This is a genomic window from Halomonas sp. Ps84H-12 (genome assembly GCF_024124725.1).
Classification (GTDB): Bacteria; Pseudomonadota; Gammaproteobacteria; order Pseudomonadales; family Halomonadaceae; genus Vreelandella; species Vreelandella aquamarina.
This window is the reverse complement of sequence record NZ_JAMXSJ010000009.1, coordinates 53,769-77,199: the sequence shown is the minus strand read 5'-3', so window position 1 is coordinate 77,199 and position 23,431 is coordinate 53,769. Positions and strand designations below refer to the sequence as shown.

Annotated in this window: 18 protein-coding genes and 2 pseudogenes; 12 read left to right on the top strand and 8 right to left on the bottom strand. The window is 54.9% G+C overall.

Features of this window, described 5'->3' with window-relative positions; all coding sequences use genetic code 11:
• Positions 1 to 32 precede the first annotated feature (32 nt).
• Entirely contained in the window at positions 33 to 665 is a 633-nt protein-coding gene (gene gmk, locus NH344_RS06745; RefSeq protein WP_044629294.1) for a guanylate kinase, read from the bottom strand.
• 121 nt (positions 666 to 786) lie between these two features.
• On the opposite strand from gmk, the pseudogene NH344_RS06740 reads away from it, so the two are divergent.
• Positions 787 to 966 (top strand): annotated as a pseudogene (locus tag NH344_RS06740) (extensin family protein); the annotation flags it as partial.
• A 9-nt stretch (positions 967 to 975) separates the two neighbouring features.
• On the opposite strand, the gene NH344_RS06735 reads toward NH344_RS06740, so the two are convergent.
• Entirely contained in the window at positions 976 to 1,239 is a 264-nt protein-coding gene (locus NH344_RS06735; RefSeq protein WP_044629293.1) for a hypothetical protein, read from the bottom strand.
• Positions 1,240 to 1,346: 107 nt separating this feature from the next.
• Positions 1,347 to 2,558 carry an MFS transporter gene (locus tag NH344_RS06730; RefSeq protein WP_074211257.1) on the bottom strand — a complete coding sequence of 404 codons (1,212 nt, stop codon included), beginning with the start codon at positions 2,556 to 2,558 and terminating at the stop codon, positions 1,347 to 1,349.
• A 208-nt stretch (positions 2,559 to 2,766) separates the two neighbouring features.
• Between NH344_RS06730 and NH344_RS06725 the strand changes: the two are divergent.
• Positions 2,767 to 3,385 (top strand): annotated as a pseudogene (locus NH344_RS06725) (DNA-3-methyladenine glycosylase 2 family protein).
• 28 nt (positions 3,386 to 3,413) lie between these two features.
• Here the strand turns inward: NH344_RS06725 and NH344_RS06720 are convergent.
• Positions 3,414 to 4,289 carry a pirin family protein gene (locus NH344_RS06720; RefSeq protein WP_137093838.1) on the bottom strand — a complete coding sequence of 292 codons (876 nt, stop codon included), beginning with the start codon at positions 4,287 to 4,289 and terminating at the stop codon, positions 3,414 to 3,416.
• A gap of 240 nt (positions 4,290 to 4,529) precedes the next feature.
• Positions 4,530 to 5,570, bottom strand: coding sequence for a zinc-dependent alcohol dehydrogenase family protein (locus NH344_RS06715; RefSeq protein WP_172515115.1), 1,041 nt, complete (start codon positions 5,568 to 5,570; stop codon positions 4,530 to 4,532).
• A gap of 148 nt (positions 5,571 to 5,718) precedes the next feature.
• Between NH344_RS06715 and NH344_RS06710 the strand changes: the two genes are divergently transcribed.
• The 6 genes from NH344_RS06710 (at position 5,719) to NH344_RS06685 (ending at position 9,872) form a co-directional block, all read left to right on the top strand.
• Entirely contained in the window at positions 5,719 to 6,198 is a 480-nt protein-coding gene (locus tag NH344_RS06710; RefSeq protein WP_044628641.1) for an Lrp/AsnC family transcriptional regulator, read from the top strand.
• Positions 6,199 to 6,741: 543 nt separating this feature from the next.
• A complete protein-coding gene (locus tag NH344_RS06705; protein ID WP_044628640.1) occupies positions 6,742 to 7,590 on the top strand; it encodes a hypothetical protein in 849 nt (282 codons plus the stop codon).
• The gene (locus NH344_RS06700) at positions 7,583 to 7,996 is read left to right on the top strand and encodes a hypothetical protein (RefSeq protein WP_058577361.1); all 414 of its coding nucleotides are present in this window, start codon (positions 7,583 to 7,585) and stop codon (positions 7,994 to 7,996) included. The genes NH344_RS06705 and NH344_RS06700 overlap by 8 nt, the downstream gene beginning before the upstream one ends.
• A gap of 70 nt (positions 7,997 to 8,066) precedes the next feature.
• A complete protein-coding gene (locus NH344_RS06695; RefSeq protein ID WP_253027669.1) occupies positions 8,067 to 8,456 on the top strand; it encodes a hypothetical protein in 390 nt (129 codons plus the stop codon).
• 120 nt (positions 8,457 to 8,576) lie between these two features.
• A complete protein-coding gene (locus NH344_RS06690; RefSeq protein ID WP_137093841.1) occupies positions 8,577 to 9,209 on the top strand; it encodes a recombinase family protein in 633 nt (210 codons plus the stop codon).
• A gap of 312 nt (positions 9,210 to 9,521) precedes the next feature.
• Entirely contained in the window at positions 9,522 to 9,872 is a 351-nt protein-coding gene (locus NH344_RS06685; protein WP_044628636.1) for a hypothetical protein, read from the top strand.
• A gap of 87 nt (positions 9,873 to 9,959) precedes the next feature.
• Here the strand turns inward: NH344_RS06685 and NH344_RS06680 are convergent, their stop codons facing one another.
• From NH344_RS06680 to NH344_RS06670, 3 genes are read right to left on the bottom strand one after another with little or no spacing between them, the layout of a single operon-like run.
• Positions 9,960 to 10,712 carry a hypothetical protein gene (locus NH344_RS06680; protein ID WP_044628635.1) on the bottom strand — a complete coding sequence of 251 codons (753 nt, stop codon included), beginning with the start codon at positions 10,710 to 10,712 and terminating at the stop codon, positions 9,960 to 9,962.
• Entirely contained in the window at positions 10,709 to 13,000 is a 2,292-nt protein-coding gene (locus NH344_RS06675; RefSeq protein ID WP_228168735.1) for a Mov34/MPN/PAD-1 family protein, read from the bottom strand. Before NH344_RS06675 ends, NH344_RS06680 begins: the two co-directional genes overlap by 4 nt.
• A complete protein-coding gene (locus tag NH344_RS06670; RefSeq protein WP_228168734.1) occupies positions 12,993 to 14,135 on the bottom strand; it encodes a metallohydrolase in 1,143 nt (380 codons plus the stop codon). Before NH344_RS06670 ends, NH344_RS06675 begins: the two co-directional genes overlap by 8 nt.
• Positions 14,136 to 14,335: 200 nt before the next feature.
• Here NH344_RS06670 and NH344_RS06665 point away from each other — a divergent pair, with 200 nt between their 5' ends.
• From NH344_RS06665 to NH344_RS06650, 4 genes are read left to right on the top strand one after another with little or no spacing between them, the layout of a single operon-like run.
• Positions 14,336 to 15,286, top strand: a complete 951-nt coding sequence (locus NH344_RS06665) for a WYL domain-containing protein (RefSeq protein WP_137094576.1) — start codon at positions 14,336 to 14,338, stop codon at positions 15,284 to 15,286.
• Positions 15,283 to 18,855, top strand: a complete 3,573-nt coding sequence (locus tag NH344_RS06660; RefSeq protein WP_253027668.1) for a helicase-related protein — start codon at positions 15,283 to 15,285, stop codon at positions 18,853 to 18,855. The genes NH344_RS06665 and NH344_RS06660 overlap by 4 nt, the downstream gene beginning before the upstream one ends.
• Positions 18,852 to 20,528: an ATP-binding protein gene (locus NH344_RS06655; protein WP_044628629.1), complete on the top strand. Its 1,677-nt coding sequence runs from the start codon at positions 18,852 to 18,854 to the stop codon at positions 20,526 to 20,528. The genes NH344_RS06660 and NH344_RS06655 overlap by 4 nt, the downstream gene beginning before the upstream one ends.
• Complete coding sequence (locus NH344_RS06650; RefSeq protein ID WP_044628628.1) at positions 20,528 to 23,425, top strand: DUF1156 domain-containing protein; 2,898 nt, start codon at positions 20,528 to 20,530, stop codon at positions 23,423 to 23,425. The genes NH344_RS06655 and NH344_RS06650 overlap by 1 nt, the downstream gene beginning before the upstream one ends.
• Positions 23,426 to 23,431: the final 6 nt, after the last annotated feature.

Genomic DNA, 23,431 nt, shown 5'->3' with positions numbered 1-23,431 from the left:
CAGCGAAAAGAGTGGTGATAGGACCTGATAGATTACTCGACGCTAGGCGCCTGTGACAAGAGCGCATCGAGCAAGGGGGCGTGGCGTTCTTGCATTGCAGCACGCGTGAGGCGGCGGCTGATCACCAGCGACTGCAGCTCTTGCAGGGCGGTGGTGAAATCGTCGTTAATCACTAAGTAATCGTACTCATCGTAATGAGACATCTCGCTGACCGCATCGCGCATGCGCCGAGCGATCACCGCGTGTTCGTCGGTGCCACGGCTGGAGAGACGTCGCTCCAGCTCGCTACGCGATGGCGGTAGGATGAAGATCGACACGGCAGAAGGCATCTGCTCGCGTACCTGCTGCGCGCCCTGCCAATCGATCTCTAGGATGACGTCTTGCCCCGCGTCTAGCAAGGTTTGGACCGACTGACGCGACGTGCCATAGTAATTGTCGAAGACCTTGGCATACTCGAAGAAGTCGCCGCGGTCGATCATCGCTTCGAAGTCAGGCACTTGGGTAAAGTGGTAGTTGACGCCATTGACCTCACCTTCGCGTTTGGCACGCGTGGTATGCGACACCGACACCTGAATGCCGTCCAGGCTTTCGATCAGCTCACGAACGAGGCTGGTTTTACCCGCGCCCGACGGGGCAGAAACAATAAACAGCGTACCCTGGGACATGAAGCGCTTCCCTAGTTAGTCAAAATGGTCGTTCGTTATCACGCAGGCCGGCCACTGCCGGCGTTATTGGGTGCGCAGTATCGCACACCCCTGGCAGGGACTGTAGGGGTTCAAGAAACCACACGGAGGTCAGATTACGCTGATTCGCGACTGGGATGACGAGGGAGAAATGGGAGAGCTCTTGCGGGCAGCGCGGGATGGCGCCTGCGATACCTTCGGCAATGTACTGGGGCCTGAGTACAACGCCGCGCATGCCGACCACTTTCATTTAGGCATGCGCGGCTTCAGGCTGTGTCGATAGATAGGCGGGTTAGTCGAGGTTGATATCGTCCTCATCAGTGGCGGCACCGGTGGCAGCACCCACGCCACCGCCAATCACAGCACCTTGGGTGACGCTACCACCGGTGACCGCAGCGGCCCCAGCACCAACAGCCGCCCCTACGCCAGCACCACTGGTAGCACGCTCGCTAGTGGTCGTTCCACAGCCCGCCAGCGCCAGAGTCATCGCTGCAATAGCACTTAATGTTACGAGTCGCGGGGTTACAACGCGCGATGTCTTCACTAGGTTATGCATAGGTCACCTCCTTATGGATTGCACCTTTACACCCTAGAAACGATAAGCGTTTTTTGCCACTTTAAATGCTCTAAATATTTATTTAGCAATCACTTATTTATAGCGCTTTATTTGTAGTTCTGAGCCACCGACGGCTCCGCGGGATAGGTGCGTTTTTCCAGCCAGCGCCCCCAAGCGAAAATCACTAGGCCACACAGCGCAAGCCCGGCCCCTACCAGCCCCGTGCTCGACCAGCTGAACCCAGCGCTAATCGCCAAGCCCGCCAGCCATGCCCCCAGCGCGTTCGCCCCGTTAAACGCCGCATGATTCATGGAGGCCGCCATGGTTTGGGCGTCTTCGGCCACGTCCATCAGGCGGGTTTGCAGCGACGGCGCAAGCGCCATGCTGGTGCCCACCAATCCCACGAACAGCAGTCCCGACCACACCTGGTTGGCAGCAAAGTAGAACAGCCCCTGCACCACCGCGCACCACACCAAAATGGTAGGAATGGCCCGCATCAGGTCTTTATCCGCCATGCGCCCGCCCACCAAGTTACCGGCGATGGAGCCCAGGCCAAAAATGACCAGCACCAAAGGCCCCAGCGCTTCGCTCATGCCCGCCTGCTGGGTCAGCGTCGGCATCACATAGCTGAAGATCGAAAACATACCGCCGCAACCAATACAGGCAATCGCAATGGTCACCAGCACCCGCTGCTTCACCAGTGCAGATAGCTCTCTTAACGGGCTCGCGTGGGCATCAAACGGCTGCACCGGCACGCATAACCGAATGAGCAGTGCCGTTAACAGCGCAATCACTCCCACACCGGCAAAAGCGATTTGCCAACCAAAGACGTTACCCGCCCAGGTACCCAGCGGTGCACCAATTAAAATCGCTACCGTGAGCCCCAACATTACCCGCGAAATAGCCCGCGCTCGCTGGTCAATCGGCACCGCTCCTGCCGCGACCAGCGCCGCTATGCCGAAGTAGGCACCATGAGGCAGCCCCGCCAAAAAGCGCAGGCCCACAAACGACCAAAACCCCGGCGCCATGGCGCTGGCAATATTGCCCACGGCAAACACCAGCATCAGCGCAATCAGCAGCGCCCGCCTGGGTACCCGTGCGGCCAGCGCCGAAATCAGCGGTGCACCCACTACCACGCCCAGTGCGTAGCTACTAATCGCATAGCCCACTTGCGGCACCGTTACGGCTAAATCCTCCGCCACGCGGTTCATCAGTCCCATGATCACGAACTCGCTGGTACCAATGCCGAACCCACCCAGCGCCAGTACAAACTCTGCCAATCGCGGGTTACGCGCCAGCCCCGATGACAACTCTTGCATACCTCTCTCCCCAGGCGCTGGATAAAACGCCTGCTTATCAAAACGGTCTTAGATTGCGTCAAATGATGGCAGGATTAGACGAAAGTAGAAATATATGACGCTAAAAAAGTTAGCGTGCAAAGGGGCAGCCCCGTGGACACTGACGCGGCAGCACCCAAGAAGCAACTGCTAGGATGTTACGATTATCTTTTCATCAAGTGAGCCGGTTATGACCTCCAGCACCATCGAGCACGCCATGCAGGCACTGGCCAATGCCGACCCCGACATTGCCCGCGCTTACCCCTTAGTCGGCGCGCCCAACCCGCGCCAGCGCGATCCAGGCTTTGCGACCTTCTTCTCGACCATCGTCAGCCAGCAGATCTCTACCGAGGCCGCACGGGCCATCATGGGCCGGGTGAATACGCTGCTGCCGGAGCTGCACGCCAAAGCGGTGATGGAGGTGGAAGGCCAGGCGCTGCGCGATGCGCGATGCGGGGCTATCGTGGCGTAAAATCGAGTATGCCAAAGGGCTGGCAGAGGCGGAGCTGGCGGGCACGTTTAGCGCCGATGGATTGGCGCACCTCAGCGATGACGAGGCGATTGCCGCGATTACCCAGCTGCGTGGGTTTGGCCGCTGGAGCGCCGAGATCTACCTGATGTTCTCACTCCAGCGCCCCGATATCTTCCCCGCCGACGACCTTGCGTTAAGAGTGGCGCTGGGCCGCCTGAAGGGCATGGAAAACAAACCCACGCCGAAGCAGGCGCGCCAGATGGTAGAGCACTGGGCACCCTGGCGCAGCGTGGGGTCGCTGTTTTTATGGCACTACTATCGCGGCGAGCCGGTGTAGCGCGGGCGTTTAGAGCATTAGCGGGTCTTTAAAGGGTAAGCCCGCCAAACTTGCCGTTCTGGTAATCCTCTACCGCCTGCACGATCTCGTCGCGGGTGGTCATCACGAAGGGGCCGTGGGAGTAGACCGGCTCATCAATGACATCGCCATGGCCAAACAGCAGGCGCGCATCGCTGGCTGCCTCGATGGCAAGGCTTTCGCCGTCACGGTCGAGCTCGATCAAATGGTGCGCTTTGGCAGGCTCGCCGCCCACCGTCACGTCACCACTCACCACGTACAGAAACACCTGCCGGCCAGGAGCCACGGGTAGCTGCTCACGCGCGCCCCCAGGCAGCGCTAGCGTCGACATGAACACGCCGGTCAGCGATTCAATCGGGCCTGTTTGCCCCTGCCACTCCCCGGCAATCAGGTTGAGCGTACCGCCGCCCGACAGCTCAACAGCGGGGATGCCCTCTTGCTGCAAGCCCACGTAGCGCGGCTCGCTCATCTTCAGCCGTGACGGCAGGTTGACCCACAGCTGCAAGATTTCCAGCGGGCCGCCCTCGCGCAGAAACTCCTCCGGCGAAATTTCCGCATGGACGATGCCGCTACCGGCGGTCATCCATTGCACACCGCCTGCGTGAATCACGCTCTGGTGCTTGGCGCTGTCGGCATGGGCCAGCGAGCCTTCTAAAATAAACGTCACCGTTTCAAACCCACGGTGCGGGTGCGGCCCAAAGGGCAGCCCGCGGTTGTTGGCCGGGTAAACCTGCGGGCCGTGGTGATTCAGGAACAGAAACGGATCGAGCTGATCCACGCCAGGCCCCGGCAGCGGCCTGCGGGTGACCAGGTCACCGATATCGTCCCGATGGGCAGGATGCTGAGCGACCACACGGCGAACGGATGGAGTATTGGCTGATGTCATAATGCTCTCCTTATCAATACGCCCAGCGTAAAACCTCAATTGACGGATGAGGAGCGAATAATTTGCCCCGGTTCATTGAAGGAAATGAATAGAACGCCTTAACGGCTGGGAACGCTCAGCCGCCCCACCACCGTGAAGCTATCCTCTTGCGGGCGCACGACCACCATTTCCCCAGAGCTAACGCCCCCACCGGTCAGCGCCGTGATACTCACCTGATGCGTTATCAGCAGCCCTCTTTTATCAGAATTCCGTGACGACGGTGACCCCCACGCCTTCAAACTTATCCATGTTGATCAACGCCTGCACCGACTCCTCTAGCGTGATGCGGCGGCCAATCAGCTTTTCCGGCGCCAGTTTGCCCGACTGAATCATCGCCAGCATGGCATCGTAGCGATGGGCCTGCATGCCATGACTGCCCAGAATTTCCAGCTCATTAGCAATCACCTTGCTCATGGGAATGGCTGGCGTGCTGTGATCTGCCAGCATCAACCCTACCTGGACATGCTTGCCGCGCTTTCGCAAATTGCTAATAGAGTTGAAGCAGGTGGTGGGGTGACCCAGCGCATCCAGCGAGACGTGCGCGCCCCCTTGAGTGATTTCCACCACCGACTCCACCACTTCGGCCTCTTGGTTGGCATTCACCGTGGCCACCGCGCCCAACTGGCGCGCCAAGGCGAGCGCCTGTTCGGATATATCCACCGCCACCACGTTCGCGCCCGCCGCGCTGGCGATCATGATGGCCGACAGCCCTACACCGCCGCAGCCGTGCACGGCCACCCACTGCCCGGGGGACACGCGGCCCTGATCCACCACCGCACGAAAAGAGGTCACGAACCGGCAACCCAGGCTGGCGGCAGTGTCGAACGCTAGGGTATCTGGCAGGGCGACTAGGTTCACATCGGCGTAGTAAATGCCCACATACTCGGCAAACGAGCCCCAGTGAGTAAACCCTGGCTGGAACTGGCTATCGCATACCTGATGGTGGCCTGCGTTACACTCCGGGCAAGTGCCGCAGCCGCCCACGAACGGCACGGTCACACGATCCCCGACCCGCCACTTCGTCACGTCCTTGCCCACCGCTTCCACCACGCCGGATAGCTCGTGCCCCGGCACATGGGGGAGCCGAATATCCGGGTCGTGGCCCATCCAGCCGTGCCAATCACTGCGGCATACGCCATTGGCCATCACCTTCACCACGACCCCGTGAGGCGCTGGCGCTGGGTCGGGCACCTGCTGGATGCTGGGCGGGGCGGAAAACTGCTCGAATACCACGGCTTTCATGGCTCACTCCTGAACGGTCGACGGTGCGTTGGATGTATACGCACTATAACGAGCCACGCCCGAAATTACGTTTCCTTCTGATGGACATCCTGCGCCTTTTTGAAGCACTCTTTTCAACAACATGAATAAACCGAAAGAGCCTTTCAAAATGAGCGAGCTTGATAAAAAGGAGGCCCGATTAGCCACCTTACTGCAGGCAGACGGGCGGGTGGCCAACGCACGGCTGGCCGAGCAGCTGCACCTGAGCGAAGCCACCTGCTGGCGACGCCACAAACGCCTGGAAGAGCTGGGAGTGATCGAAGGCTACCAGGCCATCCTCAACCGCCGTAAAGTCGGCGCCAGCGTGCTGGCCTTCGTGCAAATCACCTGCACCCAGCACAGCGAAGCCGCCACGGCAGAGTTCGAGCGCATCATCCAGGCCAGCTCCCGCGTACTGAGCTGCCACAACACCACCGGCGAAGCCGACTTCCTGCTACAGGTAGTCGCCAAAGACCTGGACGACTACAGCCACTTCGTCGAAACGGTGCTGCGCAAACTGCCCGGCGTGTCGAGCATCCGCTCCAACCTCTCGCTGAGGGAAATGAAGGCGACCAGCCACTTGCCGGTTGAGGAGTTGTTGGGGCTGTGAGCGGGGCTCTTTACGAAATCCGTAAACGCGTCAGACACCATCAGGTGTTAACGATCACTTTGCCAAGCGTGGATATCGAATCCTAGCCTGCCCCCCGGAATCATCGCCACGCGCTCGACCCGCTCGGCTGCCACCTCTCACTCAATATTCTGAATCTGCTCGAAGAATAAAAAATTAAAATCCTTTAAAAACAGATGATTGCCTTAATTTTTGCATCGATCTTCGCCCCACACTACCCATTTTACTACCCATGGGTAGAAACTTTATCTCTGAGCGGCCCAATCGGTTACTACCCATGATTATAAACTGGGATAAGTGGGAAACTGGGAATTTCTGATCCTTTTCCGATTTACCAACACCTTGTCTAAACCGAAAAAAACCTTCTGGCAAGTCTAGCAAGAGCGGCACTCCCGATGCACCACTGCGGATACATCGAAGTTTGCACTGACAGAACAAGCCTTTGATTTTATTAGATATTTCTTGATTTTCTTCTTGCATATTTGAAACTTCGTGCGAGTATTTTAGAAAACGCAGGAGTTCAAAATGACCAAGTTGAAGACTATTTGTTTTGCTGTAACTACAGCCGCGCTCGCGGGTTGCGCTGCCATGCCTCGACACTATGACGACGAATCATCCCGCGCACTGAATCTGGCCCGTGCCGGCGGCGTCTACGATCAGGACCTGCGGAATTCACCAGACGGGACGCGCTCGTACCGAAAGGGTTTGTTGGTAAGCGCCCTCGACCTGGCCAGTCTGGCTACCTCATTAGATGCGCCGCTTCGTCATCTTACCGGCACCCAGACGCTGCTCTTCAACGCCACTGACATCATGATGACGCCGGACAACCCTTCGGCGCGACCCAGCCTGATGGGCTGGATGCCGGAATCACTGGCGGCGAACGAGGATGACGCCTATGACCACTATGTTGCAGTCGTAGATGAGGCCATCACCCAGGCCGGCGAGTCGATGGCAATTACGGCAACGAAACTCACAGACGTGAAGACGCCAGAAATTGACGGGCACCCGCTCATGCTGTGGTCGGTAACAGCAGAGCGATATGGCTGTGCCGATAGCAACTGCATCATCGCCTACAACATCCAACAACCGAATCACTGGAAGACACCAAGCTATGTCATCGGCGGTGAAGCTGACAGTTACAACATCGCTGCCAACCACCCCGAGAAATACTCCCGACTGGTATTTCGGCAGTCCGGCCATGAACTCACCTTTCCTGTAGATGAATTCTATGGCGCTGTCAGCGCCGGCATGCCTCCCTGGATAGTGATGTACTTTCCACCGAACACCGTGATCCAGGACGGCGAGCCGCTCCCCTATCCGGTGTTGTATGAACAGGGCCAACAGCTGATGTTCAGGGAGCCCGACCATGAGTGACTGGCACGATGAACTTGAGTTGGCACTGCTGCCGCTGGAGGACCTGAGAGTCGATAGCGTCTACATGACTTTTGTGATCAGCAATGCCCTGAGCGAGCGAGGCATCTTCCATCAATGCCGGATCGGATACGCGGAGGACCGACTGAGCCGAATGACCACCGCTCCCCATTGCTGGGTAGAGCTCGAACAGGGTTGGTGTATCGATCTCCGGCTCAGACAGTGGCTGGGCGATGAGGACGACCTCCCTCATGGCGTATTCCAGCCATCCGACTACCCGCGAGCTCGATACCAAGGCACGGCGTTTCTGGTTCCACGCCTAGACGTGGAAGATTTGAGGGCGATGACGAATGATGCCTACAGCAAGGTGAAACTGCCGTGGCTGGCCGGGCAAGCCGCAGCGGCCTGACGCCGGGCAAAAATTGCATTTTCTCAGGTTCTGGTAGCTTCAATGTAAAGAACTATCGGGGACTGAAGCCATGGTGAGAGTGGCAAAGATCGTAGCAGTGGGGCTCGCCGGAATCGGCGTTGTGGAGATCGTCTTTAGGGGCGCCGATGCTGCGCTTTACGCATGGTATCTATTGTTCGCGCTCTGGATGGTCGCATTGCTCACTCGTTTCGCACTGGCCGCAGTCGATGCTTACAAGACGGTTTTCGCCAAAGGACCCGATGGAGAAATGACGTTTCCTGAATTCGAACAAAAGATGGCGTCGTTCAGTCGAGGCAGTGATGAGGAGACAACCGGCGCGAGCAACAAGGCAACTTCCGGCACTGGGAGCAATGGCGGTACAGAGGGTTTCTTCGATGACGACAGAATCAACCAGATTTATCGAGCGGACGATCCGTTCGGGGAGTTTCTCGACTCTTGAGATGGTTCCTTATGGGTACAGATCAGGAGAACCATAGGTTCGAACCCGGTAACGGCCACCAGAACCACCTAAACCAGACTGGTCAGAGAGAACCACTTATAACAGACTGAGGAACCGACGATGTTTATTCGAGCCTACCTTCGGGCATCCACGCAGGAACAGAATGCGGAGCGAGCCCGGGAGTCACTGGTACAGTTCGCAGCCAACCACGGTCAGCGCATTGCCGCTTTCTACGTGGAGAACGTGTCCGGCGCTACCCTGCACCGCCCCGAGCTGATGAAACTGATCGCAGATTCTGGTGAGGGCGACATCGTTCTGGTCGAACAAATTGATCGGCTGGCTCGCCTCAAACAGAGTGACTGGGACTCCCTCAAGCAAAAGCTGGCCGCCAAGCGGTTGGCCATCGTCTCCCCGGAATTACCAACCAGTTGGCTCGCCCTGGAAAAGAAAGACGATACCGGATTCACAGACTCCATTCTCCGGGCGGTCAACGCCATGATGCTCGACATGCTGGCTGCCGTGGCCCGCAAAGATTACGAAGACCGCCGGCGCCGGCAGTTCCAGGGCATCCATAAAGCAAAAACGGAGGGTAAGTACCAGGGGCGGCAGCCAGACCTGAAGCGCAGGCAACACATCGCCAGCCTTCTCAAGAGCGGCCTCAGCTACAGCGAGATCCAGGAGATGCTGAGCTGCTCGCGGCACTTGATCGCGTCTGTCGCCAAAGAACAAAGACAGGCCGATGCTGCGGCCTGAAACCAACAAAGTGCCCTGACAGGGCAATCAACTATTGGAGACCTGAATATGCTGAATCTATATGCCACCCTGATTGCATTCCTGAGCTTTGTCGCGGTCGTACTTTTTATCTGCGTTATGGCCTACCGCAACGCCGATCGGCTGGAAGTGTTCCTGGAGCGAAAGTTCCGAAAAAGATCACCCCGACACAATGGCGATCTGAAATAAATTCGGGGCAAACCGGTGTTCTTGCCCAAAACGGGCAGTTTGAGAGCCGTGCCTACTGCGTCGTCCATGGCAGCATAATCGTGAAGTCGATATGAGGTTATGCACATGACGGACAAAACAACCATGCTTCCCGAAAGCTTTCTATTTCTGCTGGAACAAGAAGAAAAGCGGAGGCAGCAGCGGGAGGACGCGGGGCTTCCGGCTCTCACAATACTGATCGACGCCGCTCATAGTGGAGGTGGCCAGGCCCGGCATATCAGGCGATTCCTTCTTGGCCTATATAAAGCCAGCCGCTGGCCATTCGAGTTGAACCGACTCAGGGCCTTGGATACCGAACTGCAACAGGCTGCGTTGCAGGTTCTGGCGCTGGATTGGAATGGCCGGGAGGTTCACACCTATCTGCCGGGTGGTGACCAGCTGTTTCAGTCCTGGTGGGAGTGGGAATCGGGAGACTGATAGCTTTATTGAGCTGGCCTGTTAGAAGCTCACCCCGTCTTATCTCATAGTATCAGGCAGCAGAAGGTCGTTGCTGACTTCTGGACTTTAACCTTTAATACTTTTGTCGTTGAGAACATCGCATGCGGAAAGCAGTTGCCTGGCATAGGCTTCTGCGGCGGCGAGCACCCATTTCTTCGTCGCTCCCAATACAACCAGAATGTGTACGACAATGACAGCTAAGGCAACGAGCGTAGCGGTATTTAACTCTATGATGGAAAACGGGAAGCTTTGCAAAGGTACAGTCAGCACAATGACGACTGCAGCTAGCACCAAATCCACCAACAGTGCCATAGGCCGTAAGGCCCAGAAATTCCTTCGGAAACCGTAATTCATGTTTTCTTCGAAAATGAGTTTAGCCGACTCTCGGTCTCGCGTCGCTTGCAAAAGCCAATCATTTGCTGATGCGTAGACTTCGTCTGCTGTTTCGGGATCATTCAACTCCTCTTCGGAGCTGGGCAGATCGATGTTCTGAATATGTGTGGATAGAAAGTTGTGATATCGCTCCTTCGTCAACTTGTTGAGGCGCTTATCGCGGTGGCGCAGCATAGAAATAGATGGCATGCCTCCCCACGATTGGAATAACTTGGTTTCCAGACGCTTTCCTCGGGCTCGACCGATTTGGGTCAGCCAGGTCGCACCTCCAAAATACGCAGCGACACCAACAAGTGTTGCAGCTTTTGACTCAAGCCCGGGAAAAAAAATCAAAGCGACGATACCAACTGGAAGAAGCGCCAATAGTGCGGGCTGCAGTCGTGCGCGCCGGTTATAGGGGTCTGTGACCAGCTCAGCAAGATTCATGCTTCCCCCTCACTGTTTGTCCTTTCAGCGAGGACTGCACGATAGCCATCTGGTGTGTGTATCAACAAGATTGAGGGAGCAAGACGGGCGAGCCCCATAGCCTGTGCTGACTGGTTGTCGAGCGCTGACGGTCCGCTTGGAGCCAAGTGGCTGTGCCAGGTGCCGAGACAATACAAAGTTGCATTTGTAGTTCTGACGTAGTTATCAAGAGTGCGCCTGAGGTCTTTCACACCGAGCTCAAACTTATGTCGTGAGCGCTGACTGTCCTCGGGGGCTGCCAGTACATCTATGACGTAAAAGCTCCGTGTTACTTCATCTTGTCGGCCGAGGAGCACTCCACCTGTCTCGACACTGGTCCAATGAGCAACCTCCCGTTCTATTTTTTCGTGCGCGCGGGCGCTCAAACGAATTGTCCAACCAGTTTCGTTTTCCGTTCTGACGATGCACACGGGGGCAACAGGAACATGCTCCCAACTAATACCGATTCCGGTACCAGAGAGCCGACCAATCAGGAGTTCACCTTCTGTAGGCAATCCATCTTGTTGACGGGATAGCAAATACTCAGACATTCCCGCCGCATACATCGAAATCCGCCCGTCCGAGACTTGCATTGTCGCTGAGCCACACCCTTCACCCACAACAATACGCTGAAGTTCGATATCACCACCCTCGGGATAAAGCTGCTGCCTTATTTTGTCGTCGCCAGAGGCCAGAGCATACAGTTCCGTGAAAATATCTCCGACGTCGGGGTTACGATTAGCACCCTCGGTTGCTATGACACCAAGGCTACCATTTGCGTATAGCAGGGCTTCAATTACTCTGTGACGAAACGCCTGTGTGCAGAGTGCAGCGCGGGCGCGCAGCGACGCTGTCGTATTGACGATTGCCCAGGTGTCGTTATGCCATGCGTGTTTTGATAGAGCGCGCGAGTGGAATACATCAACTATATCGTCGGTGATTGCCGTCACGTTCTGTGAAAGTCCGCCTAAGGCTTCTTTTAGTAATCGCGCCTTCATGTCCATTAACATAATTTGCTTGTCAGGCTCAGCGGGTATTATCGCGTGGCGAGCCGCATTGTGCGGTGCCATCATGGCCGAGTCTATGATCGTACTTGGCCCCCGGCCGGCTCTGCCTAAATGCAGAGCTATTTTCGATCCGAGACTACCCGCACCGATCAATGTCCATATAGGAGGGGTGTCTTCAGCGGGAAGACCGGATAGTGTAGATAATAGCTCTCGCGTGATGTGGTCACGATGAGCACAGGGTCTTACCGGCGTGTCATCACCATTAGGAAATGCCTCATTGGCGTAGAAGTCCAATGTATAGCAGCATATTTCTATGTTACTGGTGGTCCCAATGATATTGCATGGACGACGAGCACACAGCACAACTCCTATTGGACAGGCTTCCCTAGAGCGGTATTTTCTGACGCACTTTGCAAGCCTGTTTAGCCCATCGGTAAGCTCCCGAACACATCCGAACTCTCGTGCTTTTTCCTTCAGATCACTGAGATTTCTTACGTTATCCGGTACATAAACATCGCAAACAATAGGGTCACCAGAGGGTTGCTTGCCTGGCCATACAATCAATGCCAAGCTGTCTCCGTGTTGGAACTCCCCGTTATGGGTAGTCCATGTAACCGCATCACGTATGGACTTCTCATTCACAGGAACCTGGTCATTAAAAACTTGGCCGAATAGCCAATGCCCATGACGCCGAAAGTAACCCATACGGGTGAATCGGAACCCGCCATTGCGGCTGACTGTCGCTCGTAGGCTAGAGCTGTCAGCAACCAAGAAATCTTGAGTATCATCCCTTCGCTGGGGCTCCCAGCCTTGCTCAGGATCAATCAAACGCCCTTCAGCGGCATGCTCAAGCCATAACACAGTTTGATTTAAAATACCGGCAATACCATGTTGTTGCATGAACTCCGTAAGCTGTCCGTCTTGAATACACGGCACTGGTCGTTCATCGGAGGTAAGCCATGGCTGAATATGTGCATGATTTCGGCTGAAGTCAGCTCGCAGGGATAACTCCGGTGGGTCCAATGGATATAGCCGGGGGAACTTGAGATGAATCTCTTCAAATCGCCTCACCCCAGACGGGCTCTCACCTATAGCCCTCCAAGCATTGGGCATAGGAACCTCAAGTATCACATCAAGATGAAAAACGTCATCCTGGGTGTAAGGCTCACTAACCTGGTTCACCTGAGGGTGGGCTTTAATGATCGCAATCGTTCGATCAACTTCCCGCTTCTGTGAATGGCGAGAATCTCCTGAATTACCCATGGCCAACCGGCTGACTCCCAACCAGACCCGAACTCACGATGGCAGCCGAAGTCAGTAGTTTGGCTCTAGGCTTAGGACCATTGCTTCCAATTTCAATTTCCAACGCCTTTGGCGAAAGGTCCCCCACACACTCAAAGCTTCCATCGCATTCATCTGCAATATTTTCGTACTCTCGCTTTGCGCGAAAACAGGGCGGATCATTTGAGTCATTCAGCACCGGCTTACTGCTCGCAATCAGGATCGCACCAGGCTTGGCCTGAGACAGAGCGCTTTGCGCATCCTGACAAACCTGGGCATCTTCTCCTTTGTCGCTCCAGCTGTCGTATGACAAGCTGCGCCATGAACAGTGGTGCGGCGTCAGTAATACGTCATACGAGAGCACGTCAGGGTCTTTCTTATGCTGTTGCCACAATCTTTCCCAAATGGCCACTTCGGCATCGCCTCCCGTTAAATAGAGGCACTTACCCGGTACTCCGCCCCCGGCGATCGAAAATTGAAGAATAACGCTAGATTTATTCTTCGAAAGCTCCTCTTCATCGTCATTGATCGGAAGCGGCGCAAGCAATGTCGCTGAAAAGCTGTCATCTAATGAGCCATTCATAAAGCTGAAGGTTTCATCTACCTTGACGAGTATGTCGGTCAAATCATCAGTTTTACCGTTCTCGTCCTCACCGAGGATTAAAATCCGCTCCCCGTCTTTTCCAGCCCCTCCATCGCGAAAACGCTTTACGCGCCGTCTGGCCTCACTGTTCCACAGCCTCGCGTCTTCACAGAGCGTGTGATTTCGGCTTGCACGACGGAAAACGATTGGAGAAGACCACATTTCCCGGATCAATATTTTGTCATCCTTCTTCGACCATTCATCCGCCGGGCCAAGATGGAAGTGACTACCTAAGCCCCGGCAGTGGTCTTGGTCGGGGTGACTGAGCAGAAAGGCATCCACATAAAGTCGATCTTGGCTATCTCGGGGTAACAGCTTTCGAAGCTGAGCAGCTACATCTGGCTTTTCACCATCTGGGTCGTCTGCGTCCGACCTGATGTTGATGTCGACGAGCAAGAATCTGCCTGACTCCAACTGGAGCAGCGTCATGTCGCCGTTGTCCACAGGGAAAAATCGCATAATCGCAGTCATCATAAGCCACTCCCGTCAAGTCAATAGCCGGCAAGCCATCCCTCTGACTGTTGCCAGAGCTAAAGCCAATGAATCACATTAAAGCAATGGCCTACGACCCAGTCAACCTCATTTTGATCACAATACGTGCTCAAATTAGATTTGATATGGCACAATTTCTACTATCGTGCTAATTTAGCTCTAAATTTCCGTCAGGTAACCAAATGACCAGCAACCATCTGGACAACGTCAGTCAGGCGCAGAAAGAGCGCCTGTTTCACATAGACTTCCGGCTCCGGTTTCTAGGCACCGTGTCTCGCGCTGACCTTGTAAACCGCTTTGGCGTCAAGGCCGCTGCCGCCACGCGCGACCTGTCACTCTACAAGGAACTCGCCCCGGGCAATCTCGAGTACGACACCAAGGCCAAGATTTATAATGCCTCCGGACAGTTCACCCCTCTATTTGACTACTCCCAAGGCCAGGTTCTGGCTGCGCTCTGTCATGGGCTTGGCGACGACTATGTCGGCGTCCACCGCGCTCTGATTACCGCCGAGACTCCTACACAGCTAAACCTGCCCCAGTTGGATGTTCTCTCGATCATCAGTCGGGCCATTTATCAGAAAAAAGCGGTGCACGTTCAGTACCGCTCCCTTTCCAGCGGACAGACAAGCCGGGAAATTGTCCCCTTCGCCCTGGTCGATAACGGTCTGCGTTGGCATGTGCGGGCTTATGATCGCAAGCGGGAGCGCTTTACTGACTTCGTGATCAATCGCATCGCCAAACCTAGGCTCATTGCTGGGAAAGTGCTACCCAGCCATGAAACCAAAGAAGCGGATATCCAGTGGAACCGCATCGTCGAAATGCACCTGGTACCCCACCCGCAACTAAAGCATGCGGAAACCATCGAGTATGAATACGGGATGTACCAGGGCATGCTGAAAGTGCAGGTGCGGGCAGCGGTCGCTGGCTATGTATTGCGGCGGTGGAATATCGACTGTTCTGAAGACCATGGCCTGAAGGGTGCCGAGTACCATCTGTGGCTGCGTAATCACCAAACGCTCTACGGCGTCGAGAATCTGGTCATTGCGCCTGGCTTTAAATCTCCATCGACAGACCAAGTCCACACCAAGGACCAGGCTGTGATATCCACCATGGAATGGGGAGACGTTGAATGATCAAACTGGAAGACATCAAAAAAGACGCCCAAATTCGCGGCATCCAAGGCAGCGAAATTGTCCGGGTCGTACAAACTGAACCGGTCGGTGAGCATGCGCTCACCATCTACTACAAGGACAGTCAGGGCCGCCTGAACGAACAGATGCTTTTCCGTTCCGACGAAGCACGCCTGGAACTAGCGGAAGCGGGCCGACCTTGGGCCTTTGATGCTCCGGGGGCTGACTTCAAGCTCGGCCTTGAAGCCTACCGTATCACCCAAGCCGCGTTGTTCGACCCCATGATGGCTGTGCATACATCCAACGTCGAGCCATTGCCGCACCAGATTTCAGCAGTGTATGAGGCCATGCTGCCCCGTCAGCCCCTGCGCTTCGTACTGGCAGACGACCCCGGGGCAGGTAAAACCATCATGGCGGGTTTGCTGATTCGTGAGCTGCTCATGCGTGCGGATGCCAAGCGAATTCTGATTGTTTCACCAGGCGGGCTCACCGAACAGTGGCAGGACGAACTGCTAGAGAAATTTGGCGTCCAGTTCGAGATTTTCAGCCGTGAAAAACAGGAACAATGTGCCTCCGGCAACTTCTTTGACGAAGCCAACCAGCTTATCTGCCGTCTGGACCAGCTCTCCCGCAATGAAGATTTCCAGGAAAAGCTCAAGAATACCGAGTGGGACCTGATCATTGTCGATGAAGCACACAAGCTCTCAGCCAATTACTTTGGCAACAAGGTCAACAAAACCAAGCGGTTCCAACTCGGTGAAATGCTGGGCTCAATAACCCGGCACTTTCTACTGATGACCGCAACGCCCCACAACGGCAAGGAAGAAGACTTCCAGATCTGGCTCTCTCTGCTGGATGGTGACCGCTTCTACGGCAAATTCCGAGAAGGCGCACATAAGGTCGATGTCTCCGACATGATGCGTCGTATGGTCAAGGAAGAGCTGCTGAAGTTCGATGGTACTCCTCTCTTCCCAGAACGCCGGGCCTATACCGCCAACTATGAGTTGTCCGATGCCGAAGCCGAGCTTTATGCCGAAGTGACCAACTACGTCCGCAACGAAATGAACCGTGCGGACAATCTTGACGGTAAGCGTAAAGGCACTGTTGGCTTTGCCCTCACTCAGCTCCAGCGCCGCCTGGCTTCTAGCCCCGAAGCCATTTACCAGTCGCTGAAACGCCGCCGTAAGCGCCTGGAAGCCCGTTTGGACGAAATGAAGCTGGTTGCACGGGGCGAAGGGCTTAAAAAGGCTGGCCGGAATGGCGTGGCGGAAACCCTGGGCGAATATCAGGTCACCAAACAAATTGATGTGCCTGACAACATCGATGAGATGGATGAAGAGCTGAGCGCTGAAGAGTACGAAATGGTGGTCGATCAGGTGGTTGATCAAGCCACTGCCGCCGAAACCATTCCGGAACTGGAAGCCGAAATCGTCATCCTGAAAGACCTGGAATACCAGGCAATGACTGTGGTGCAGTCGAGCAACGACAAAAAATGGGAAGAGCTTTCCCATCTGCTGCAAGACCAGCCCGAGATGTATACCGCCGGTGGTAGCCGACGTAAACTCATTATTTTTACCGAGCACAAGGACACACTGAATTACCTTGTCCAACGCATCAGTGGGCTACTGGGTGACCCCGGCGCCGTCATAACCATTCATGGCGGTACCAACCGCGACGCCAGGCGCAAAGCGCAGGAAGAGTTCCGCAACAACCCAGACGTGCTGGTACTGGTGGCGACCGATGCTGCCGGTGAAGGCGTGAACCTGCAAAACGCCAGCCTTATGGTCAATTACGACCTGCCCTGGAACCCCAACCGGCTGGAACAGCGCTTTGGCCGCATTCATCGAATTGGACAAACCGAAGTCTGCCATCTGTGGAATCTGGTCGCCAATGAAACCCGGGAAGGCGATGTATTTCAGAAGCTGTTCGACAAGCTGGAAATCGAAAAACAGGCGCTGGGCGGCAAGGTCTTCGATATTCTTGGTGAAGCCTTCGAAAACAAATCCCTGAAAGATCTGCTCATCGAGGCAATTCGCTATGGCGAGTCGCCCGAGGTGAAAGACAAGCTCAACCAGGTGATTGACGGGGCACTGGATACTGATCATCTGAAGGAAATCCTACGCCGCAATGCCCTCGTCGAGCAGCATATGTCACTGGAAGACCTTTACGCTGTGAAAGAGGAGATGGAGAAGGCCGAAGCCCGCAAGCTCCAGCCCTACTTCATCCGCGCTTTCTTCACTGAGGCGTTTCAGACACTGAGCGGAGAAATGCGCCCCAGAGAAGCAGGTCGCTACGAGGTACGCCATGTACCGGCAGCTATACGTGAGCGGGACCGTATTATTGGCGAGAGCCGTACTCCGGTACTGAAAAAGTACGAACGAATCTGTTTTGAAAAGCAGCTTGTCCGGGTGCCGGGCAAGCCCATGGCCGATTTAATCCACCCAAGTCATCCGCTGATGCACGCTGCAACGGACCTGATTCTTCAGGCGCACCGCAGCAAACTCAAGCAGGGTGCCGTGCTTGTAGATCCGAACGACGAGAGCACTGAGCCAAAAATTCTGTTTATGGTGGATCACACCATTCGCGAGAGCATGAGCGACGGCGGCGACAAAGACAGCGGTAAGTCCACTGTTGCCTCCCGCCGACTGCAGTTTGTGGCGATTGATCAGCATGGCAATACTACCCATGCCGGCTGGGCGCCTCATCTCGACTTACAGCCCATCGACGACTACGACCACAAGCTGGTTCAAGACATCCTGAACGCCCCCTGGGTCACTGGCAACCTCGAAGGCCTGGCCCTGAATCATGCCTCCCAGCATCTGGTGCCGGAGCACTATCAGGAAGTAAAAACCCGCCGGGAGCGGCAAGCCGACAAAGTGCTGGCCGCCGTACACGAGCGGCTGGTTAAGGAAATCAGCTACTGGTCTGATCGCTACATCAAACTCACCGACGATGTAACCGCAGGCAAACAGCCCCGCATGCAGCCAGAGATGGCCCGCCGCCGGGTGGATGAGCTAACCGAGCGCCTGAACCAGCGCAAACGGGAACTGGAAGCCATGAAAAGCGTGGTCTCCAGCACCCCGGTCGTGATTGGTGGTGCTTTGGTTATCCCACAGGGTTTGCTAGCCATGCGTAAGGGCGAAACCACCTTTACAGTCGATGCACAGGCCCGCGCTCGGATCGAGCAGGTGGCCATGAAGGCCGTCACGGATCATGAAATGGCTTTGGGGCATACAGTCAAGGATGTCTCCGCTGAAAAATGCGGCTGGGATATTACGGCCAGGCTCCCGGCGGAGCCGGACGGTTCATTGCTGCCTGACCGGCATATCGAGGTCAAAGGCCGCGCCAAAGGCCAGGAAACCATCACCGTCAGCCGCAACGAGATCCTGTACGCCCTCAATCAGGCCGACAAGTTCTGGCTCGCCATCGTTATTGTTGACGGCGACAGCCACGATGGCCCGTTTTACGTGAAGAACCCCTTCACAACTGAACCCGATTTCGGCGTGCCTTCGGTTAATTATGAGCTCAAATACCTGCTATCAAAGGCAGAGCAGCAGGAGACAGGCTTATGAAGCTAGAAAAAATTACTATTAAAGATTTCAAGCGCTTTGCGGATCTCGAGATTTCGAACATTCCTGCGACAGCAAAATTGGTGCTACTTACGGGCCCAAATGGAAGTGGTAAAACTTCACTTTTTGAGGCGTTTAATTATTGGATGAAAATATCAGCACGCCAAGACTGGAACTACGATCCTGACTATTATATGAGGCCAACAGAAAGCCTCGCGCTGACTCCAGAGAAGGTGAAAAGAACTAGAAACTTGGCTCAAGAAGCTTGGGACAAGATCACTCCAAAATTTCATGGATTAGAAAACGAAATAAGACACGATCAAGAAGCTTGCAAAAAAGCTTTTTATATTCGCTCTGCATACCGCCATTCTCCGGACTTTACTATCGACGGGCTTCAGAAACTCGATGATGTCCTTAATGATTCGAGTAGAGCCTCAATGTTAATGCTCTCCGAATCCCGGGTCCAAGACAATTATCAGCGTTTGGTCGGCTTAAGTTTGGAGAACCTGTATGACCAAAACCAGAGGGATCGGACGGCAGGCCAAATCACAGATGAGTTAATCGGGGAAGTCCGAACCGCAATGCTTACTGTTTTCGATGGGCTGGTTCTGGAAGGCCCAGGGAACCCGTTAGAAGGTGGCACATTTCGTTTCACGAAAGGCACCGCATCAAGTTTTCACTATAAAAATCTATCTGGAGGAGAAAAGGCGGCATTCGACCTCCTATTGGATTTTATCATTAAACGAAAGAAGTTTAATGACACCATCTTCTGTATCGACGAACCAGAGTTGCACATGCACACACGCCTGCAGGCCACGCTGCTAGAAGCCATGTTCAACCTGATCCCAGACAACTGTCAACTTTGGTTATCCACGCACTCTATTGGCATGGCACGCAAGGCAGCCGAGCTCAATGCAGCCAATCCAGGGCAAGTTGCATTCATCGACTTTCATGAGCAAGATTTCGATCAACAAGTGAAGTTAAAGCCGATAAAGCCCGGCAGGCAATTTTGGCAGCAGATGTTCCATACCGCTCTTGATGATTTAGCAGAGCTTGTTGTTCCAGAGTATGTTGTTTTTTGCGAAGGCCGAAAGGTTAATCAAGCAGGCAAAAAGCCAAGCTTCGATGCAGCTGTCTATCAGATAATTTTTAGCCCCTGGCATCCGGAGATTGAATTTATTCCTTTGGGCGGCACGAATGAAGTTCAATTTGATGGGAAGGCGTTTGACTACCTACTTACCAAGCTCGCTCCTGGAATAAAAACTTGGAAGGTTCTTGATCAAGATGATCGGAATTCAACCGAAGTTGATCAATTAAGGGGTGAAGAAACATACGTTCTATCTCGCAGGGACATCGAGAGTTTCCTGTGGGACGACGAAGTTTTGCGGAAGCTCTGCGAGGTTCATGGATCGCTTGAATCCTTCTCAGAAATACAGCTGGAAAAGCAGTCCCAGCTTCAGTCGCTTCCGAGTCGAGGTAAACCCGCTGATGACATTAAGGCTATATCCGATAGTTTATATAATAAGTGTAAGCAAGTGCTCAATCTACACGGTTGCGGAAACACAGCGGAAGCCTTCTCTATAGAAAAACTTGCACCGTTGATTCAACCCGGGATGGCCGTTTATGAAGAGCTGGCTGAAACAATATTGGCACCTCTAAGAAAGCAGGATAAATAATGGCCTCGATCAAATCTCCCAAAAAACTTATCGAAGTGGCCCTCCCGCTGGATGACATCAACGTCGCCGCCGCTCGCGAGAAATCCATCCGCCACGGCCACCCCAGCACCCTGCACCTTTGGTGGGCGCGCCGGCCTTTAGCTGCTGCGCGGGCGGTGTTGTTTGCACAATTGGTGAACGACCCCGGCTATCAGCGGGAACTGGGGCATGGCGTCAACAAAAAAGAAGCGGAGATCAAGCGGGAAAAGCTGTTCCAGATCATCCGTGATCTGGTGAAGTGGGAAAACACCAACAACGAAGAAGTGCTTGGCCGTGCGCGGAAAGCCATCCGGGAGAGCTGGCGGGAAACTTGCCGCCTGAACCGCCATCATCCGCAGGCGGGCGAACTGTTTGATCCAGAAAAACTACCCGCCTTCCATGATCCCTTTGCCGGTGGTGGTGCCATTCCGCTGGAAGCCCAGCGCCTGGGGCTGGAAAGTTACGCCAGCGACCTGAACCCGGTCGCGGTGATGATCAACAAAGCCATGATCGAAATCCCGCCCAAATTCGCAGGCCAGGCGCCAGTTGGCCCGCTGCCGGACGGCGAAAAGCAGCAGAACATGATGGAAGACTGGGCCGGTGCCAAGGGCCTGGCTGAAGACGTGCGCCGCTATGGCCACTGGATGCGCGAAAAGGCTTTCAAGCGCATTGGCCATTTGTACCCAAAAATCAAGATCACTTCGGATATGGCCGCGGAGCGGCCCGACCTGAAAGCCTATGAAGGCGAAGAACTAACTGTGATCGCTTGGCTGTGGGCCAGAACGGTGAGAAGCCCGAATCCCGCGTTCAGTGATGTAGATGTCCCCTTGGTGCGCTCGTTTGTGCTGTCCTCCAAAAAGGACAGGGAGGCTTGGGTAGAGCCGGTTATAGAGGGTGACAACTATAGCTTTGAAGTCAGGATGGGGCAGCAACCCGCCGGAGCAATTGAAGGTACGGTAAAGCGCACCGGCGCGACTTGCATCATGTCGCAGACAGCTATGCCATTTAAGTATGTCAGGGCAGAAGGTAAAGCGGGGCGAATGGGCGAACGGCTGATGGCTATTGTGGCTGAGGGGACTCGAGGCAGAATTTACCTCTCACCGACCGAAGAAATGATAAAGATTGCTCGGACGGCGCAGCCCGAGTGGAAACCGGAGCACAAATTGCCGGTGAATCCACGAGACTTCAAAACACCAAACTACGGACTCAATACCTTTGGTGACCTTTTTACTCCTCGCCAACTGGTGGCCTTAACCACCTTTTCCGATCTGGTGCAGGAAGCCCGAGTAAAAGCCATTGCCGACGCCAAAGCCGCCGGCCTGCCGGCGGATGGCCAAGGCCTGGCTCAAGGCGGCGCAGGAGCTATAGCGTATGGGGATGCTCTCGCTGTATTCCTCACTTTCGCCTTGGATAAAGTGGTAGACCGAGGATCAACAATAACCCGCTGGGACCCTACTCCCACGCAAAGCGGGATCATTAATACTTTTAGTCGCCAAGCGATTCCGATGACTTGGGACTTTTCAGAGTCTAATCCTCTCGGCGACGCGTCGGGAAATTTTGTCAGCAGCACAATACTAGTTGCAAAGGTAATGGATAAATTCCCGTGCCTGAGAAGTGGATCAATAACCCAGAATGACGCAGCAACTCAAACGGTTTCTCAAAATAAGGTGATATCTACCGACCCCCCTTACTATGACAACATTGGCTATGCTGATCTATCCGATTTTTTTTACGTTTGGATGCGGCGCGCCCTAAGAAATATATACCCGTCTCTATTTGCAACTATGGCTGTTCCGAAAGCCGAAGAGTTAGTCGCTACCCCATATCGCCATGGTGGAAAAGAAGTTGCTGAATCTTTTTTTATGGATGGCATGACTCGCGCTATCCATAACCTAGCAGTGCTAGGCCATCCTGCATTCCCGGTTTCGATTTACTATGCATTCAAGCAATCTGAAACGAAAGACGGCAGTACCACTAGCACAGGCTGGGTGACATTTCTTGAGGCCGTGATTCAGGCGGGCTTTTCTATCGACGGCACTTGGCCAATGCGTACCGAACTGGCCAATCGCATGATTGGGTCGGGCACCAATGCGCTTGCATCCTCAATTATCCTGATCTGCCGCAAACGCGAAACCAACGCCGAATCCATTTCCCGCCGTGACTTCCAACGTCAACTGCGGGAAGAAATGCCCGAGGCCCTGGAAACGATGATCGGCGGGCAGACCGGTCAAACCCCCATTGCGCCGGTGGATTTGGCTCAGGCCGCTATAGGCCCAGGAATGGCCATCTATTCCAAATACGAAGCGGTGCTAAACCAGGACGGCACCCGTATGAGCGTTCACGATGCCCTGGTACTGATCAACCGCGCCATAACCGAGTATCTGAGTCCAGATTCCGGCAGCTTCGATGCCGATACCCAGTTCTGCTCCAGTTGGTTTGAGCAGTACGGTTGGAGCCATGGCCAGTTCGGCGAAGCCGATACCCTAGCCCGTGCTAAGGGCACCAGCGTGGATGGCGTCAAAGCCGCTGGTGTAGCCGAATCCGGGAGCGGCAAAGTACGTCTGCTGAAATGGTCCGAGTACGAATCCGACTGGGACCCCACCAGGGACGCTCGAACGCCCGTGTGGGAAGCCTGCCACCAAATGATCCGTCGTCTGAACAACCAAGGCGAATCCGCTGCCGGTGAATTGCTGGCCAAAATGCCGGAAAAAGGTGAAGCCATCCGCCAACTGACCTACCACCTGTATACCCTGTGCGAGCGCAAGAAATGGGCCGAAGAAGCCCGCGCCTACAATGAACTGATCGGCTCCTGGCACGCTATTGTCGCCGCTTCCCACGATTTGGGGCACAAAGGTGAACAACACGGACTGAACTTTTAAGAGGCA

Bases quoted from the DNA above. Each gene is read 5' to 3' on its own strand.
- gmk (WP_044629294.1), bottom strand. From the start codon at position 665: ATGTCCCAGGGTACGCTGTTTATTGTTTCTGCCCCGTCGGGCGCGGGT.
- NH344_RS06735 (WP_044629293.1), bottom strand. From the start codon at position 1,239: ATGCATAACCTAGTGAAGACATCGCGCGTTGTAACCCCGCGACTCGTA.
- NH344_RS06730 (WP_074211257.1), bottom strand. From the start codon at position 2,558: ATGCAAGAGTTGTCATCGGGGCTGGCGCGTAACCCGCGATTGGCAGAG.
- NH344_RS06720 (WP_137093838.1), bottom strand. From the start codon at position 4,289: ATGACATCAGCCAATACTCCATCCGTTCGCCGTGTGGTCGCTCAGCAT.
- NH344_RS06715 (WP_172515115.1), bottom strand. From the start codon at position 5,570: ATGAAAGCCGTGGTATTCGAGCAGTTTTCCGCCCCGCCCAGCATCCAG.
- NH344_RS06710 (WP_044628641.1), top strand. From the start codon at position 5,719: ATGAGCGAGCTTGATAAAAAGGAGGCCCGATTAGCCACCTTACTGCAG.
- NH344_RS06705 (WP_044628640.1), top strand. From the start codon at position 6,742: ATGACCAAGTTGAAGACTATTTGTTTTGCTGTAACTACAGCCGCGCTC.
- NH344_RS06700 (WP_058577361.1), top strand. From the start codon at position 7,583: ATGAGTGACTGGCACGATGAACTTGAGTTGGCACTGCTGCCGCTGGAG.
- NH344_RS06695 (WP_253027669.1), top strand. From the start codon at position 8,067: ATGGTGAGAGTGGCAAAGATCGTAGCAGTGGGGCTCGCCGGAATCGGC.
- NH344_RS06690 (WP_137093841.1), top strand. From the start codon at position 8,577: ATGTTTATTCGAGCCTACCTTCGGGCATCCACGCAGGAACAGAATGCG.
- NH344_RS06685 (WP_044628636.1), top strand. From the start codon at position 9,522: ATGACGGACAAAACAACCATGCTTCCCGAAAGCTTTCTATTTCTGCTG.
- NH344_RS06680 (WP_044628635.1), bottom strand. From the start codon at position 10,712: ATGAATCTTGCTGAGCTGGTCACAGACCCCTATAACCGGCGCGCACGA.
- NH344_RS06675 (WP_228168735.1), bottom strand. From the start codon at position 13,000: ATGGGTAATTCAGGAGATTCTCGCCATTCACAGAAGCGGGAAGTTGAT.
- NH344_RS06670 (WP_228168734.1), bottom strand. From the start codon at position 14,135: ATGATGACTGCGATTATGCGATTTTTCCCTGTGGACAACGGCGACATG.
- NH344_RS06665 (WP_137094576.1), top strand. From the start codon at position 14,336: ATGACCAGCAACCATCTGGACAACGTCAGTCAGGCGCAGAAAGAGCGC.
- NH344_RS06660 (WP_253027668.1), top strand. From the start codon at position 15,283: ATGATCAAACTGGAAGACATCAAAAAAGACGCCCAAATTCGCGGCATC.
- NH344_RS06655 (WP_044628629.1), top strand. From the start codon at position 18,852: ATGAAGCTAGAAAAAATTACTATTAAAGATTTCAAGCGCTTTGCGGAT.
- NH344_RS06650 (WP_044628628.1), top strand. From the start codon at position 20,528: ATGGCCTCGATCAAATCTCCCAAAAAACTTATCGAAGTGGCCCTCCCG.